The sequence below is a fragment of the Lactobacillus sp. ESL0791 genome (assembly GCF_029433255.1).
GTDB lineage: Bacteria > Bacillota > Bacilli > Lactobacillales > Lactobacillaceae > Lactobacillus.
The window spans coordinates 1,302,573-1,319,427 of record NZ_JAQTHU010000001.1; the positions used below are offsets into that span (position 1 = coordinate 1,302,573).

At 40.6% G+C, this 16,855-nt stretch carries 14 protein-coding genes; 2 read left to right on the top strand and 12 right to left on the bottom strand.

The annotated features are described in order from the left end of the window. Positions 1 to 19: 19 nt before the first annotated feature. The 11 genes from PT285_RS06480 to PT285_RS06530 form a co-directional block, all read right to left on the bottom strand. Complete coding sequence (locus PT285_RS06480) at positions 20 to 541, bottom strand: GNAT family N-acetyltransferase (RefSeq protein WP_277148870.1); 522 nt, start codon at positions 539 to 541, stop codon at positions 20 to 22. A gap of 175 nt (positions 542 to 716) precedes the next feature. Then, positions 717 to 1,889 (bottom strand): nucleoside transporter C-terminal domain-containing protein, encoded by a 1,173-nt coding sequence (locus tag PT285_RS06485; RefSeq protein ID WP_277148872.1) that lies wholly within the window; start codon positions 1,887 to 1,889, stop codon positions 717 to 719. Between the two features lie 13 nt (positions 1,890 to 1,902). Continuing rightward, positions 1,903 to 3,105, bottom strand: a complete 1,203-nt coding sequence (locus tag PT285_RS06490; protein ID WP_277148874.1) for a bifunctional UDP-sugar hydrolase/5'-nucleotidase — start codon at positions 3,103 to 3,105, stop codon at positions 1,903 to 1,905. Positions 3,106 to 3,337: 232 nt separating this feature from the next. Continuing rightward, the gene (locus PT285_RS06495; protein WP_277148875.1) at positions 3,338 to 3,865 is read right to left on the bottom strand and encodes an adenine phosphoribosyltransferase; all 528 of its coding nucleotides are present in this window, start codon (positions 3,863 to 3,865) and stop codon (positions 3,338 to 3,340) included. 105 nt (positions 3,866 to 3,970) lie between these two features. Then, a complete protein-coding gene (gene recJ, locus PT285_RS06500) occupies positions 3,971 to 6,241 on the bottom strand; it encodes a single-stranded-DNA-specific exonuclease RecJ (protein ID WP_277150641.1) in 2,271 nt (756 codons plus the stop codon). A gap of 16 nt (positions 6,242 to 6,257) precedes the next feature. Next, positions 6,258 to 8,090 carry a translation elongation factor 4 gene (gene lepA / locus PT285_RS06505; RefSeq protein WP_277148877.1) on the bottom strand — a complete coding sequence of 611 codons (1,833 nt, stop codon included), beginning with the start codon at positions 8,088 to 8,090 and terminating at the stop codon, positions 6,258 to 6,260. A 185-nt stretch (positions 8,091 to 8,275) separates the two neighbouring features. Continuing rightward, complete coding sequence (locus PT285_RS06510; protein WP_277148879.1) at positions 8,276 to 8,905, bottom strand: malonate decarboxylase holo-ACP synthase; 630 nt, start codon at positions 8,903 to 8,905, stop codon at positions 8,276 to 8,278. Further along, on the bottom strand, positions 8,893 to 10,569 hold the full coding sequence (gene mdcD, locus PT285_RS06515) for a biotin-independent malonate decarboxylase subunit beta (protein ID WP_277148881.1): 1,677 nt from the start codon (positions 10,567 to 10,569) through the stop codon (positions 8,893 to 8,895). Before mdcD ends, PT285_RS06510 begins: the two co-directional genes overlap by 13 nt. Next, entirely contained in the window at positions 10,559 to 10,858 is a 300-nt protein-coding gene (locus PT285_RS06520; RefSeq protein WP_277148883.1) for a malonate decarboxylase subunit delta, read from the bottom strand. Before PT285_RS06520 ends, mdcD begins: the two co-directional genes overlap by 11 nt. A gap of 27 nt (positions 10,859 to 10,885) precedes the next feature. Then, positions 10,886 to 12,529 (bottom strand): malonate decarboxylase subunit alpha, encoded by a 1,644-nt coding sequence (gene mdcA / locus PT285_RS06525; RefSeq protein ID WP_277148885.1) that lies wholly within the window; start codon positions 12,527 to 12,529, stop codon positions 10,886 to 10,888. Position 12,530: 1 nt separating this feature from the next. Then, positions 12,531 to 13,442, bottom strand: a complete 912-nt coding sequence (locus PT285_RS06530; RefSeq protein ID WP_277148887.1) for an ACP S-malonyltransferase — start codon at positions 13,440 to 13,442, stop codon at positions 12,531 to 12,533. A gap of 128 nt (positions 13,443 to 13,570) precedes the next feature. Here PT285_RS06530 and PT285_RS06535 point away from each other — a divergent pair, with 128 nt between their 5' ends. After that, positions 13,571 to 14,446, top strand: coding sequence for a LysR family transcriptional regulator (locus tag PT285_RS06535; protein WP_277148889.1), 876 nt, complete (start codon positions 13,571 to 13,573; stop codon positions 14,444 to 14,446). An 86-nt stretch (positions 14,447 to 14,532) separates the two neighbouring features. Then, a complete protein-coding gene (locus PT285_RS06540; RefSeq protein ID WP_277150643.1) occupies positions 14,533 to 15,630 on the top strand; it encodes an acyltransferase in 1,098 nt (365 codons plus the stop codon). Between the two features lie 56 nt (positions 15,631 to 15,686). On the opposite strand, the gene dnaJ is transcribed toward PT285_RS06540, so the two are convergent. Next, the gene (gene dnaJ / locus PT285_RS06545; RefSeq protein WP_277148891.1) at positions 15,687 to 16,829 is read right to left on the bottom strand and encodes a molecular chaperone DnaJ; all 1,143 of its coding nucleotides are present in this window, start codon (positions 16,827 to 16,829) and stop codon (positions 15,687 to 15,689) included. Between the last annotated feature and the right edge of the window lie 26 nt (positions 16,830 to 16,855).

The window sequence follows — 16,855 nt, forward strand, 5'->3', positions numbered from 1 at the left end:
AATGTTCTAAAAATTATCTTTAGTGGACCAATAGCTCATAAACATACGAAACCTCGTCATCACGGTAAATACCCTGCAGTGTGCCTACACGTTTAAAGCCCATTTTATTAATCAGGTGCTGCATCGCCTTGTTATCCTCATGGGTATCGATCCTAATTGAAACGACATCGGGATGACTAGCAGCAATGTAATTAATAACACTCACCAGAAGCTTAGTTGCATAACCCTTACCCGCATGTTTTGAATGGATTGCGACCCGGTGGATTACAAAATAATTGTCGGTAGAAATTAACCATTTCCCGTCCAAATCATCATAATAATGATCTGGACCCGCTACAAGCGAAAGCACCCCAATTGTTTGGCCGTCATCTGCCATTGCCAGGTAAGCCCAACCATTTTCAATATCTTCCTTGATTTGCTGTGCTGAGGGATAATCACCCTGCCACTGGTTTACCCCGCTTTCGGCCAGTTGATTGGCACCATCCTGTAAAATTGCCATAATTTGTGCAAAATCTTCTGCTGTTGCTTGTCTAAGTTTCACAGTTATCCCTCTCCTTTTTAAAAACAACATCATTCGATTATAAAGAAAAAGCTATAGACTGTAAAAAGATATGGTTTCAAGATAACAAAATGTCTTGAAAAAAATTAGATTTTTAAACAAAAAAATACGGTCCTGACTAATTTTAACCATGACTGTATTTTATAGAAATTATTTTTTAAAATGAGTAGAACAAACCTGCCAAGGAACCATTAATGATGCTGACAGAAGTTGCAACTAAGAACAAACGTAAAGCATGCTTAGCAATCGCCTCGCCGTGTTCTTCGTCTACCATTGTGTGCATGATGCCCAAAGTAGTACCTAAGTTAGGCAAGTTAGCAAAAGAAATCAGGAAGACACTGACAATTGCCTGTGTCTTCAAACTAACGGCGTGCATATTAATTTCGTTAATCGCAACGAAGATGTTAGTGAAGGCTTTGGTTGCTAACACCGTTCCGGCACTGACAATTGAATGCACATCGATTCCCATCAAGAAAGCAATCGGAGCACAGATGTATCCGACGATTGAGGTTAACGTTTTTCCGCAAATTGACTTGAAAATAATGTTGATAAACGTAATCAAGGATACAAACCCGATAATTGAAATCGAAATGTTAATGGCTAACTTGAAACCGAGATTCATACTGTCCATTAACCGGGTAATCAGTGACTTCTTGTTAGTACTCTTGGTCGAAATTTCGTAGTGCACTTCTGAAATATCGTATGGTGCCACGATTTTAGCAACAATAATTGATGAAAACAGGTTCAGCACCAAGGCAACGATGATATATTCCGACTTAATAATGTGCATGTAGGAAGCAATCATCGTCACCGTAGTGTTAGACATGGTGTACATGGCTAAGGTGAACAGCTGATTAGGACTCATCGTCTGCATCTGGTCCTTGAACGGCACAAACACACCGTTGCTGACAAACGGGTAACTCAAGATTGTAAAAGCGTTAATTTCATCAATATGGAAGAGCTTTTTTAATACTTTTCCTACATATTTGATGATAAATGGTAAAATCCGCAGATATTGTAATAATTCAATAATCGCACAGATAAAGATCAATGGCAACAACACGTTCAAAAAGAACTGCGAGGTAGCACCAGGATTGGTCAAATCGCCGAAGACGAAATTAACCCCCTTACTGCTGGAAACGGTAATAATGTTCAAACTGCCGGACAATCCCTGCAGAATCCAATTTCCTAAAGAAGTCTTTAGCATCAGGAACAACAAAACAACTTCCGTAATAAACAAATAAATAATCGACTTGTAGTCAATACTCTTCCGGTCAAAACTTGCCCAGTAAAGCACCGCTAAGACTACAATAATTCCCACAAATCCCATTAATTCTTACTCCTTAAACTCTTGCTGATTGATTTTGTAAATAATACGAATATTCGTCAAAAATATTATCTACAAATTGATCAGTTAACCGGTAATCTGGTACATCATACGAATTAGTCATAAGCACAAAGTCCTGCGCACCGCTTGGATAATCTTCATGCTTAATTGTCCAATCATGATTTGCGAACTTTGGGTATTCTGCCTTATTTAAATGATAAATTCTTACACCATAAGGAATAGTGAAGGAATCAATCACTTCTTGCCTGCTTGTTCCCTTCAGATTAATAAAAATACCCATATGGTTACGATTAAACTTATCCTGTAAAAACTTGAGCAATTGATCCAAGTCCAGCGGCTGCCTCAGCCATTCCTCGTAAGCTGCCGGATCATAGAATGCCCGGCTTTGCTGCGGCAAAGCGGTCGTCGCGATTACTTCTTCAGAACGTTCAACTATTTCATTTTGGTCATTCAGGGTAAAAGTTAAATGACCAAAATGACTACCCTTATAGCCGCATTGGACAACCAAAGTCTGGTTGATGTGGCCCTGGTTAACCCGGTGCTGGTGACCGCAGCTGAAGCCATCAATTCCCGGTGTATTAGATACCAGTTTGAAAGTTTCATCTTCACCAGTCGCATAATTAATCTCATTGTGGGTTGCCAAGTCACGCTCCAAGCCGCCGTGATAGCCTACTAAAACCAGGTCAACCTGATCGCGCAATGCAGCCACTTGCTTCTGCAATTCCGGCAACGCATCCTTAACAATTACGCCTTGAGTGACCGGATAATCACTAATCATCGACATTTGACTGGTTAGCAGGCCAATAACCCCTATCTTTATCCCAGCAATTTTCTTAATTGCGTATGGCTTAAAGATCAACTCGCCAGTTTCTGAAAAAACATTACAACAAACGTAATCAGCCGTTAACTGGGCAACTTGCCGCTTTAGATAACTAATTCCGTGATCGAAATCATGGTTTCCCGGTACCATCACGTCAAAATCCATTTCGTTAGCATATTTAACTAACGGTGAAACTTCATATTGATCACAGAAAAAAGTGGTCAACGGATTGCCAACAAAGAAATCCCCGCTGTCCATTAATAATGAATTAGGGTACTTTTTTTTCAAGCCTAACAAACTGAGCGCTGGTTGCGGGCCATCTGCTGAGATGAAGCCGTGCAAGTCGGTGGTTGTTAGCACATTAATTTGTTGATTCATGATTGCCTCCATATTTATACTTTATCGTAAAATCAACTACTATTTATTATACAGATTTTTGTGAGCAATTTATACGGTAAATTTAACCAAAACTGGAACAATTACACGAAGTTACCTGTATTTTATATGGTTTTAGATAGATTAAAAATAAAAAACATCTAAAAAACCGTTAGAATTTGAGAATTCTAGCGGTTTTTCGTTTTTATCGTCTATTTTTTCAAGACACTTTCGTTTAAGCACCATGGTATTGAACAAGTGAATAAATATCAATATCAGGCAATTTTTCGTGGCCCTTAAGATCGGGCAGTTCAATATAAAAAGCTGCGCCAACCAACTTACCACCAAGATTTTCAATTAACTGCTTGGAAGCACGTAAGGTTCCCGCCGTTGCCAGCAGATCATCGCACACAACAACACGCTGACCAGGTTTGATTGCATCCTTGTGCATTTCTAGGCTATTGGAACCATATTCCAAATCATAAGACGCCCGTTCAACCTCGCGCGGCAATTTATGCGGCTTGCGTGCCGGAACAAAGCCGATTCCCAGTTCAATAGCTACCGGACAACCGACAATGAAGCCCCGCGCTTCAGGCCCAACGATCACATCGGCCTTTTTGCTCTTCGCATATTCGGCTAATTCATGCGTGGCCTTACGATAAAGTTCACCATCCTGCAAAAGTGGTGTAATATCCCGAAAAACAATCCCTTTGTTGGGAAAGTCTTGAACACTTGCAATGTGTTCCTTAAAAACATTTGTCATAAGAAGAAAAACCCCCATTAATTTATGTGCTCTGACAGCAAACACAATTGACTTGTCTATTGTAGCAGACTTTTTAATTAAAAACAGTAAAAGCACTGATTTTGACTAGTTTATTTTGCTACTTATATAATCAAGCAATTCTTCACGCGGCATATTGCGCAATTTAGTAGCAAAAGCAAGTTGTGAACGAACAGACTTAAGATAGTTAGATGCTGTTAACGGCTTTTTAACGGGATGCTGCACCCCAACCAATTTTTCATGTTTCAGCTGCACAAAGCCTAATTCAAAGAAAACACGCAGAATGAATAAAACACTATCGTAGTCAAGACTCAAGTATGGTGCAACCATGCGGTAATCCGCTGGTTTTAACGTCGGGTGCTTGTATACATACTTCAAAACTTTGCCAAAAGCTGACTTGTCGGGAATTTTGCTAACTGGCAACTGATCAAGTAAAAAACGTAAATAGAGCTGCTGATAACTATTTTCCAAGGCCTTATCTAATTCAATCGGATTATGAGGCACATCAAGCAAAACCGCAACCTCATTCTGACCGGAATAGTCACTTACCAATTCCAACTGATCGGTAGAAAGACCATAATTCGCCTCCGCTGCCGAAATATTTTTTTCATCAAATAACAAGTAGCGGTCCGCAAAGCCCATTACATATTTTTCTTGGCGTAGGTCAACAATCGGTGCCGGAGCAACCATTTTAGGAGCCGCAAAGGTAATATCTTCAATTATTCCCTGGAGCGTGACCTTATTACGGAAATGATTCAATGATAACTGCACAAACAATTGATTGACAAACGGCAATAAATTGTTTGTCAGATAAGCCTTATTGAAGCCAACCACCTGCAACTTGCCTCCGGCCTTTGCCACATTAAAGCGTACATGGCTCTTATCCTTGCCCATCAACATAAAATTACTAATTTGCGGTTGCGTGATACTAAAAAGCGGCTGCTCATTATCTGTTCCAAAGGGCCCAACTTTCATCATTTCTGCAAAAGTATCTGGTTGAGCATCCTGCAGCGGTAATTCCATATCGTAATATTTTACCTGCAAATCTTTTGCAGGTTTAAAACTGTGCTCGAATTCTGTTCTTAATGCATTAATATTGGCTTCGGTCAAAGACAGGCCACACGCAAAGTCATGTCCACCAAACTTGGTGAGTAATTTACCCTTTAATGGAACCAGCGCATCAAATAAATTAAATCCAGGGATTGATCGTCCTGAACCTTTGATCTCGCCCGTATCATTTTTGGTTAACACAATTGTCGGCTTGTGCAGCTTTTCAACAATTTTATTTGCAACTAAACCCAAAACCCCTTCATGAAAATCGGGCTGATAAATTACTAGTGTCTGGCGATTTTGCCAGCCATTATTAGAAATTAACGTAAGACAATCATTGTAAACCTGGGTTGTTAAAGCCTTACGTTCATCATTTAGCTTTTCGACTTTTTGCGCCAGTTCCGTTACCTCAGCTTCATCATCACTTAATAATAACCGAACCGCCATATTTGCATCTGCCAACCGACCAACCGCATTTAAGCGCGGTGCAATGTTAAACCCGATATCCGTTTCATTAATTTTTCCCAGCGTTAGGCCAGCCGCTTCAATCAGCGCACGCAAACCCGGCCGCTGCGTTTGGTTGAGCATCGCTAAGCCACGTTTAACAACAATATGCCCTTCCCCAGAAACTTTTACCATATCACCAATTGTGCCAATCATTGCCAATTCAAGAAGTTCCGGCATCGTATCCTGCATCAATCCCCGGCAAATGGTATAAGCAACACCTGCCCCGCAATAATCATCAAAGGGATATTTCTGTCCGGGGTAATTGCAGTGCACGATCGCACACGCTGCAGGCTCCCGCTCCTGAATTGTATGGTGATCGGTGATAATTGTGTCAACGCCCTTGCTCTTTGCGTAAGCCACTTCTTCTATTCCGGTAATTCCGTTATCAACTGTAATAATCAGTTTGGTGCCGTCAGCCACAATTCTTTTATAACAGTTAAGGTTAGGACCATAACCATCTGTAAAGCGGTTAGGAATGAAATAGTGGACATCGGCCCCCAAAATTCCCAACGTTTCCGTCATAATGGTCGTGGCCGTGATCCCATCAGCATCATAGTCACCGTAAATCGTGATTTTTTCACCGGCATCAATTGCTCGATTGATGCGGTCAAGAGCCTTAGCCATGTCGTGCATCAATAAGGGATCCGCTAGATCATCTTCTGTCGCATCAAACCAAAAAGCTAATTTTTCATCAGTATTAATTCCCCGTAAAGAAAATAACTTAGCCGTAATTGGGCTAAGCTGATATTTTTCAATTAACTCTGGGGCTAATTCTTCTGCTTCACGTTTTTTCCACTTGATCATTTAATCAAAGCCTTTACTTAATATCGTCATCATTCATCTTCAAAACTGCCATAAATGCTTCCTGCGGTACCTCAACACGGCCAACGGCCTTCATCCGTTTCTTTCCGCGTTTTTGCTTCTCCAGCAGTTTTGCCCGGCGATCTGGGTCACCCGTATGAATTTTCCAAGTAACGTCTTTACGGTAAGGTTTAACGGTTGCCCGTGAAATAATCTTGGCACCGATTGCCCCCTGAATATCAACCTCAAAGTTTTGCCGCGGAATTAACTTTTTAAGGGCTGAGGTCATTTGCCTTGCCCGTTTTTGCGCTTCATCGCGGTGAGCAATAAAGCTAAGGGCATCAATTGCTTCCTTGTTGAGCAAAATATCAATTTTGACTAAGTCGGTAGCCCGATAGCCAGTAATTTCGTAGTCAAGCGATGCATAACCCTTGGTTGAAGATTTCAAATCATCAAAAAAGTCATAAATGATTTCGGCAAGCGGCATATTGTAAATAACATTTACCCGGTATTTATCCAGGTAATCCATCGTGACAAATTCACCGCGCTTAGATTGACACAGCTCCATTACCGGCCCTACATAATCATTCGGCACCATTACCTCAGCTTTAACATAAGGCTCCTGAACTTCCTTATATTCACCGGCAGTAGGCAAATCCGACGGATTATCAATTACCTTGGTTGAACCATCATTCATGATTGCGTGATAATCAACCGAAGGCGCCGTCATAATTAAGTCAAGGTCAAATTCTTGCTCAAGTCGTTCCTGCACGACGTCCATATGCAGAAGACCTAGGAACCCGCAGCGAAACCCAAATCCTAGAGCCGTTGAGGTTTCTGGCTCAAATTCTAAAGCTGCATCATTTAGTTGCAGTTTTTGCAGTGCCTCTTTTAAATCGTCATATTTAGCATTATCAACAGGATACATCCCCGAGTAAACCATCGGCGGGATTTGCCGGTAACCTGGCAGCGGTTCTGCAGTCGGATTATCAGCATCGGTGATCGTGTCACCAACACGCGTTTCACGCACAGACTTAATATTGGCAGTAACATACCCAACATCACCAGCAATTAAAATATCCTTCTTAACCGGCTGCGGACTCGTAACCCCAACCTCGGTTACCTCATACTTTTTACCGGTGTTCATAATCTGAATTTGGTCACCCGGTTTAACCGTTCCGTCTTCCACCCTGACAGATAAAACGACCCCGCGGTAATCATCGTACTTAGAATCAAAAATCAGGGCTTTCAAGGGAGCTTGAATATCACCAGTCGGCGCCGGAACATCGGTGACGATTTTTTCCAGCATTTCCGCAATTCCCTGTCCGGTTTTACCGGAAACTTCTGCCGCCTCCGATGCATCTAAACCAAGCATTTCTTCTATTTCTTCCTTTGCCCTGTCCGGATCAGCCGACGGCAAGTCGATTTTGTTAATTACCGGTAAGATTTCCAAGTCATCGTCAATTGCTAAATAGGTATTTGCGAGCGTCTGAGCTTGCACGCCTTGAGAAGCATCAACGACCAGCAAAGCTCCCTCACATGCCGCAAGCGAGCGGGAAACCTCGTAAGAAAAGTCGACATGCCCGGGAGTATCAATCAAGTGAAAAATATAATCTTCCCCATTTTTAGCATGGTATTTTACTTCCACCGAGTTCATCTTGATCGTAATTCCCCGCTGGCGTTCAAGCGGCATATCATCAAGCATTTGATTTTTTAATTGCCGCTGTGAAACGGTATCAGTCAGTTCCAAAATTCGGTCAGCAATCGTCGATTTGCCATGATCAATATGTGCAACTATTGAAAAGTTACGAATATGTTTTTGATAATCTTGTAATTTTTTTATGTCCATAAGTCATTTGCACCCTTTATTCTATCTAGTTTATTATAACAAAGGTAACTGAGGAGATAAAATATAACCTAAGAAATAGAAGCAGCCATTTTAACAGACTAATTAAGCCACGAACTTCGGTTTTTCTGAACGTTTATTCAAGACAAAAACCACCTTTTTGTACATTTGTAAAAAGATGGTTTTATCTATTTTAAAAAATTCCAAGGGTCCTCAGCCAAGACCGGTCCATTCTGTGTTTTTACCAAAATTTTATCAGAACGATGTTGCACGAATTCCTCTAGTGAAAATCCGTTTTGACCATGAACTACCTGAACATCTACATGAGTGCCTGGCCTAATTTCCGCTAAGCGTTTCAATAATTTGTTTGCGTTATCTTTTGTAATATTCTTCGTGCAAGACATAATAATATCAATGTCTGACTGAGAAGTTACAACTTGCAGTCCCGTAACCATTTCAAATTGTAGACTTCCGCTTACACCCCATTCATACTTCTGAAGTAAAGGAAAAATTTCTTTTAATTTTTTAAATGCCGCTAATTGCATCCGCGCAGGACTAACATTTGGTAAAAAAGTCAGTGCCTGAGCAGGTGTTATTGTTTCAGACCACTCATTAAACTTGATGAACGAAGCAAAGCGCTGATTTTTCAAAAAACCTCTAATTCCGACAGGAACTTGCTTATCCTGCTTGCCCCTTCTAACAATCACGTATGGGGCTTTAGCCAACATTGCACTCGCCCATATTGACAAAGCAGCAGAATCAACCAAACTAGTTTTGCTCTTTAATTTTAGTAATGTATGAGGAGCTAATTGTTCCATTGCTCATCCATTAATGAACGTACCTGATTAGTTGCTTTGCGTCCACCTGCGGCACCATTAACTGCAATTTCATTTGTGTACCGGAACGATAGGTCAGCAGGAGCATTATCCAAACTAGCTAGGGCATCATCGATTGCTTGGTTTACGATTGCAACAGATTTTTCATCATGATCATAGCCCTTTACACCCTTAATCAAATTATATAATGCACCAAGTTTTTGATAATTTTCAATATCATAGGCCATTGCCGGTACATGCTTGGTTGCCTCTTCAACTTCCTCAATCGTTCTTTGCGTAATCCTTGCACTTGAAGCCTTGCTCATTGCTTGAACAGTAATATCAAGATCATCAAGTGCAACCAATCTGTTAGACTGCAAACCGTGAGCCAAAAAGCCGCCAGAAACTGCATCCCCTGGAATAAAGGCAACTACCTTATGTCCTAATTGTCTTGCGCGCGCATAGGCACTAACACTAGCTGCTAAAGACATGTGGATGCCAATTAATTCCTCTTTATAACCGTATGCTTGACTCGGGACGTCGACAACCATCACGATTGGCGTCTTGTCTTTTTTACCCTTATCTTGTTCAATTAAATCATTAACTACACTCGCCACAGTATAGCCTTCTTGAAGGCCAACTTCGCCGTGGCGCACACGTGGGAAAAGGTTATGCTCATCAGGAACGATTGCAATATATTCACGTCCATCTTTATTAGCATGTAAAACTGTTGGCACATCGCTAACCGCATTTTCAATTCCTGTCAGCAATTCAAACCAATTTCGGCCTCGAGACTTAGTACCGGCTTGCGTTCCTTTAACTGCCGGAGCTAAATGGTGCGGAGTAACTCTAACCTCTTTATACAGTTGATCATATTTTGCAATATCCAACGTTTCCTTTGGATCAAGCTTATCCAAAAGCGAAAGATAAAAATCGCCTTGCATGTCACGATGAGTGTCCTTTTTTTCGTCAATTACAGCAGTAATTGCTTGACGAAATTCATCCACATCATCTTCGACTACCTGATCAATAATTCCTGTAGCTTGTCGTTGCTTGGTTCCCAAAGTATCCCAAATTAAATTCTTATCCGACGAATCCCACTCTTTAACTCCAGCTTCCTGCTCAATTACTTCTGGACCATTTAAACCGATACGCGCTTTATCAGTCCCAATTACATAAGATAGCAGAGCATTAGTAATCGACATACCACCAAATGAACCAACGCGGCCTGGTACTAAGCCAATCACTGGTACATATTTTTTAAGAGCAATAACCATATTATGTATTTCTGATATTGACAGCAAACCGTAATTAGCTTCCTGCAACCTAACGCCACCGGTATCTAGAATAATAATTGGATAAATTCGACGTCCTTGCTGATTATCCTTTAAAGCATGTTCAAGGGCAGCAACAATTTTGGCACCAGAAACCTCGCCGATACCACCGCCTTGAAAGGAACCTTCAATCGCAATAACAACAACATTCTTACTGTTTATTTGTCCCTTCATGATAACGATGCCATCGTCGGATTCCGGAACGATATTTTGTGGTTCCAAATGTGGTGAAATCATGTTATCAAACGGTCCTATCAACTCACGACCAGTATTTTTATCAAGTAAAGCGATCGCCCTTTGACGCGCGTGCAATTCAACAAAACTATTTTTCATTTTTCAACGCCTCCAATGCCTGAGTAAGACGCAAGTTAACAACTCCTGGCGTTGCACCAAAATCATTAATTTCAAAGTTTGCCAATACTGGATAACGGTCAAAAAAGCGTTTGAGAACATTTTGCCAAACCTGCTTAAACCCATCACTACCAGTAACAATATTTAATTCTGATTCCTTTTGTTTGGTAGGCCGCATAATAATTTCTAAATCTCCAGATGCTACTACACCAATATGGACTGGGTGTGCAATTGGCTTGCTTGCAGTAAATTTAAAGTGTAATTTTTCCATAAACTTTTACTCCTTTCACTTTTCAACCTAACTCCAGCTACGAAACTTGGCCGGTGGAGTATATAGACCCTTTGACCACTTTACCAGGTCTTCCATATTCTTGGCTGCCAGCAATGAACGCGTCGCTTCATTACGGTTTACGCCAATATCTTCAGGAAAGGCAACAATGCCGCGGTTACGCAAATCTTGAACTGTTTCCGGTTCGGAACGTAATCCTACTGGCGTAACGCCCGCGATTGCCTCAATTGCGGCCTGACGTTCTGCCATACTATCTGTCTTGTACAAATACGCAATCCCCTCTTCTGTAACAATATGTGTCGTATCTTCTGAATAAATCATGATTGGCGCGTTTTGCAGCTTAGCCTCTTTTTGCACCTCAACAGCATCAAGCTCGTCAACAAAAACTGGTTTCTTATTTGCACCAAAAGTTTCAACCATTTGAACAACTAACTTTTGCCCCTTGCCTAACGGATCATTATCTGGTCTTAAACTTTGCCAGGCTGGCGTTGAATGTCTTCTTCCTGTTGGATTAGAACCCATATTAGGTGCCCCACCAAAACCTGACAAACGCCCATGAGTAACGGTTGAGGAGTTGCCATACTGATCAATTTGCAAAGTTGAACCAACAAACATATCAAGTGCATATTGACCAGCCATTTGGCCATAAGCACGGTTTGAACGCATGGTTCCGTCTTGGCCGACAAAGAAAACATCAGGACGCGCGGCAATATATTTTTCCATCCCAACTTCACCGCCAAAGGAGTGAATTGACTCGATCCAGCCGGATTCAATCGCTGGAATTAGCGTGGGTGTGGGATTAACCTCCCAGTTGGGAACAATTTTACCTTTTAATCCAAGTTGCTCACCGTAAGTCGGCAGTAGTAATTCAATCGCTGCAGTATTAAACCCAACACCATGATTAACGGATTGCACACTATGTTTTTCGTATATTCCGCGAATTGCCATCATTGCCATCAAAATTTGTAATTCTGTGATATTCTGTGGATCACGTGTAAACAACGGTTCAAGCTGGTACGGTTCATCTGCTGGGATAATGACGTCAACCCAGTCTCCAGGAATGTCTACTCTTGGCACTTTGTCAACAACTTCATTCGCTTGAACAATTACGATCCCATCATGAAAAGCCGCTGCTTCAACAATTACAGGAGTTTCTTCGGTGTTATAACCGGTATATAAATTTCCCGCTTGATCTACTTTATCAGCAGCTACCAAAACAACATTCGGAATCAAATCAATATATAAACGTGCATATAACTCAAGATAAGTATGAATATCGCCAACTGTTAATGTTCCATCAGCAATCATTTGTGATACTCTTGTACTTTGTGGGCCGGCGTACGAAAAATCAATTTTACTGGCTATCCCATCTTCAAAAATATCGAGGTGCTCTGGCCTTGAGATACTGCTCATTATCATGTGCAGATTATTTACTTTTTCCGGATTCACAGAAGCTAATGTCTTAGACAAAAAACTTGCCTGTTTTTGATTATCGCCTTCTAATACTACTTTGTCACCCGGACTAATTAAACTTTCCAAAACGGCTTTTGCATCCTTTGTCTGAGCAAACTTACCATTTAATAAATAACTTGCTTGAGCCAGTTTTCGTGATTTTGCTTCACGATGTGTGGCCCAGTTACGTACTTCACTCATATTAATTACCTCTCTCCCATTTATGCAATAAATAAACAACATCTGAAACATTCATTTGGTTAAGATTAGCTTGACGCAAATCACCAAATTTCTGTTTTAAAATTTTTCTAAAGGGTTCTCCCGGTGAAAAATTAACAATAACATTAGGTTGATAGTCATGCGCTACATTCATCATCTCCTCAAAATAAACGGGATAAATTAAATTATTAGTCAGGTCATTACGTATTGGCTCCGCAGTACGTACTGCTCTTCCAGAGTAGTTTGTTAAATAAATACCTTGTGGCCGGGCTATATTTACATTTTGAAGTTCTTTTTTTAACTGCTTTGCCACCTTATTCATTAACGGTGAATGCGAAGGTACTGGAACCTGCAATCGTTTAGCAATAATTGCACCCCTGCTCTTAGCAATTTCATTTGCCTTATCAATTGCTGACAATTTTCCAGATAAACAAATTTGGTCAGCAGAATTTTGGTTTGATACATAAACCGGATTTTCATCTGTATAAACTTTACTTACAACCTCGGTTAACTGTTTCTTCGTCAAACCGACAACCACACCCATTCCATAGTCCTGAGGATAAGCTGTTTGCATTAAGTGTGCCCGATCAGCCACTATCCGAAAAAGGTCGTCCTGGCTAACACTTTTTACGGCGTATGCGGCAGCAAAAACCCCCAAACTATGCCCAGCTACCAAATCAGGTTGTAATCCTGCAGCAAACATTTTATTAATCTGATCTACCTGCAATAATTCAATACCGACTTGTAGTTGAACAGAATCGCGATAACTCTCATTGGAATCTGTTAAGTTGAAGCCCAATAGGCTTTCAACATGCTTTTTTAATTCTGGTTCAACATCTTTTAACATTCCAGCGTATTGACCACCTTGTCCTGGAAATACCCATAAAGCTTTCAACTCATTCGCTTCTTTCCCTTACAAAATTATCTGAATCAATCTCAATTTTAATTTTATCTGGAAAAGAACTCGTTGTATAATGACTTATGTTTATAATGATAACTATAAGTTATGGAAGAGCATGAATCATGAACTTAGCACAATTACAAAGTTTCGTCTATGCTGCACAAAGCGGTAGTATTACTCAGGGCGCTAAAAAAGCCTTTATAAGTGAACCCGCTATGAGTAAACTTATTAAAGGCTTGGAAAAAGAGCTTAATGTTACTTTATTTACACGTGAGGGCCGGGGTATTTCACTTACAGACTCTGGCCGGCTCTTTCTATCCTACGTTGAACTGGGATTAGAACAAATTCAAACAGGTGTTGAAGCAGTAACTAAAGTACAAAGAAATGAAAAACCCGTTCGTTTCTTAATTGAAGTGGCTTCAGCATTTATTCCTGAAATAATTAATACTATCAAAAAAATTTATAAAGAAACGCCGGTTCGTTTTACGCAGCGGATAACTGCTGGTAATAGTTTTCGCAACTTTGACTTTATTATTTCAACTCGTAAAAGTAATCTTAACCAATTATCAATTCCACTTTTAACAGAAGAAATATACGTGGGCTCAGCAAAAGCGTTCTCAGCTTCTGCCAAAACCATAACCGCTTCAGAACTGATTAATCAGCCAATTGTTACTTTAGCTAAAAATACACCCCTGAGGGACACTTTAGATAATTATTTCGTGAAGAAAAATATTGATCTTAATTACCAGTATCAATCTGATGATCCGGCAAGCATCCGGGATATGCTTAAAAGTGGCATCGGCATTGGTTTTATTCCTGCGGTTACTTGGCATCAAGTTGGAAGCTATCTACATCTAGCTCGCATTGCTCCTAATCCACCATTTAGAACGATTTATTTGTCTGAGGGTGCCGAACACGAAGACATCCGTACCCGTAAATTAGCCAATGTATTAGTTGAACTTTTCGTTAATGAAAAGAAATACGGACTTAAAATTTAACTTGCTTCTCAAGTTACAAGCAATTATACTGATGGTGATCACCTTTCTTGAATCAATCTCAAACTTTCAAGAAAGTAGGTTTATTTATGAATAATAACGAAGCATCACCATCAATACCAGACATAGGTGATTATCTAAAGCTGGGTGCCTGTACTGCTGTAATGCTGCAGCCAATCTTATCCTATGCCTTGAAATTAGGATTAAGCGATCAAACCCAGATCTTAATTGGTGTGCTGTATAATTTGGTGAAATATACGGCACCAGCTTTTATTTTTGGTATTTTATATACCACGACGCGTACCACCATTAATCAGCGAAAACTTACATATGGCAAGTACATGAAAATGCGTTGGCATGATTTATTTATCCCCACTATATGGTGGACTTTATTTTATTTGCTCATTATGCCGCAAGTTCAGCAAGTCAATAAATACCACGACTTACTGTCTTTTCTCTGGTATTTTGTTAACGGCAATGCCGCCCCTCATCTATGGTACAACACCATGATGTTGCAATTTATTATTTTAATGCCACTATTTTGGTTCATTGGCCATCTTTGCGAAAAAAGTAAAAAAGCGGGTCTTGTGATAATTGCTGTAACCCTTATAATTACAGCTTTGTGGCTATGGTTTTACGATACACGAATTTTTAACGGCCCTGATGCACAAAAATTATACTTGTGTGATCGGCTATTCATTAGTTTCCTAATTTATGGCGTTTTTGGGGTACTAGCATGGCAGTATCGAAAAGAATACAATGCTTTAATTCAAAAAGGCTGGTTAATATTAGTGTTAATTTTCTTGGGCACTTTCTACTGGACTAATCAAGAATTATTCTCCTTTGGTTTACCGGTAAACTTAGGAAATGCACCGTATTACAAGCCGTCAATGGTAATCTATGATCTAGCAGTAATTGGTTTATTTTCGGCTTTATGCCTGTATCAAGTTCGTCACGGTTCAAAATTTACAAACTTTGTTCACAAATTCGCTGGCTTTGCTTACAAAGCCTACCTGTCAAACGTGCTCTGGTCTCAGCTTTTATGGATGACTTTTACCAAAAAAATCACAATGAATATGCCATGGATCGGAATAATTATTACTTATGTTTTAACCTGGATTTTAGCTTTCGCATCAGCATTTGGTCTTCACTATTTATGGTCAAATTTAAAAAAATTCATCAAATAATATAAAATGATTGTATGAAAAATCCTGATACCTTTTATTCAGTATCAGGATTTTTCCTATTTTAATTTATCTTTTAAACGCTCAAAGAACCCTTTTTCCTGTGGTGTGATCGAACCGCCACCGGCCTTAACAAATTCAACTAAGGCTTCTTTTTGCTTTTCGTTAATTGATTCTGGTATCTGCACTTGAACCGTTGTGACTTGATCACCATTACCATTGCCGCGAAGATAAGGAACCCCTTGGCCCCTAATCGTAAACTTCTTATTCGGCTGGGTACCTGCCGGAATCTTCAGCTTGCTTTCGCCGTGAACCGTTTTGACATTGATTTCATCACCCAAAGTTGCTTGCGCAAAGGAAATCGGTACGGTCGTATAAATGGTTGTACCACGCCGCTCAAAGTCCTTAGATGGCTTGACCCGGTAACTAATATACAGGTCCCCGTAAGGGCCGCCATTTTTTCCGGCTTCACCTTGTCCTTCATAACGCAGCTGCTGGCCATTATCAATCCCGGCCGGAATATCAACCTCGATTGTATTTTTGCGGTCAACCGTTCCCTTGCCGTGACAGGTTTGACATGGATGCTGAATAATCACGCCGCGGCCATGACACTTATCACAAACGGTCTGCCGGCGCACAACACCAAGCATTGATTGCTGCGTAACTGTCATATAGCCGCTGCCATGACACTTATCACAGGTAACCGGATGCGTACCTTTTTCCGCACCGGTTCCGGAACAGGTTGAACACGTTTCACTGCGTGTATAGCTGACCTGTGTCTTTTTACCTTTAATTGCATCCATAAAATTAATTGACAAGGTGTAATCTAGGTCCTGGCCACGTGTTGGCGCCGTCGGGTTTGTTTGCCGTGCCTGACCGCCGCCAAAGAAGTCGTTAAAGATATCGCCAAAACCGCCAAAGTCACCATCAAAGCCGCCAAAACCACCTTGGCCAGAACCACCGCCGAAGCCGCCTTGACCGTTGACACCAGCAGAGCCGAATTGGTCATACTGGGCCTTTTTTTGCTTATCATGCAAAACTTCGTAGGCTTCATTTACCTTTTTATATTTTTCTTCAGCCCCTGGCTCATGGTTCAAATCGGGATGATATTTTTTAGCTAATTTACGGTAAGCAGAATTAATTTCTTGATCACTGGCATTCCGGTCAACACCGAGAACGCTATAATAATCTTCTTGTGCCATTTAACAAGCTCCCTACTTTCCAAAAT

What these genes read in the sequence shown, in the direction of transcription:
- mdcD (WP_277148881.1), bottom strand. Translation starts at nt 10,569, where the DNA reads ATGAAAAATAGTTTTGTTGAATTGCACGCGCGTCAAAGGGCGATCGCT.
- PT285_RS06510 (WP_277148879.1), bottom strand. Translation starts at nt 8,905, where the DNA reads ATGGAACAATTAGCTCCTCATACATTACTAAAATTAAAGAGCAAAACT.
- lepA (WP_277148877.1), bottom strand. Translation starts at nt 8,090, where the DNA reads ATGGACATAAAAAAATTACAAGATTATCAAAAACATATTCGTAACTTT.
- PT285_RS06520 (WP_277148883.1), bottom strand. Translation starts at nt 10,858, where the DNA reads ATGGAAAAATTACACTTTAAATTTACTGCAAGCAAGCCAATTGCACAC.
- dnaJ (WP_277148891.1), bottom strand. Translation starts at nt 16,829, where the DNA reads ATGGCACAAGAAGATTATTATAGCGTTCTCGGTGTTGACCGGAATGCC.
- PT285_RS06535 (WP_277148889.1), top strand. Translation starts at nt 13,571, where the DNA reads ATGAACTTAGCACAATTACAAAGTTTCGTCTATGCTGCACAAAGCGGT.
- PT285_RS06540 (WP_277150643.1), top strand. Translation starts at nt 14,533, where the DNA reads ATGAATAATAACGAAGCATCACCATCAATACCAGACATAGGTGATTAT.
- PT285_RS06490 (WP_277148874.1), bottom strand. Translation starts at nt 3,105, where the DNA reads ATGAATCAACAAATTAATGTGCTAACAACCACCGACTTGCACGGCTTC.
- PT285_RS06485 (WP_277148872.1), bottom strand. Translation starts at nt 1,889, where the DNA reads ATGGGATTTGTGGGAATTATTGTAGTCTTAGCGGTGCTTTACTGGGCA.
- PT285_RS06495 (WP_277148875.1), bottom strand. Translation starts at nt 3,865, where the DNA reads ATGACAAATGTTTTTAAGGAACACATTGCAAGTGTTCAAGACTTTCCC.
- mdcA (WP_277148885.1), bottom strand. Translation starts at nt 12,529, where the DNA reads ATGAGTGAAGTACGTAACTGGGCCACACATCGTGAAGCAAAATCACGA.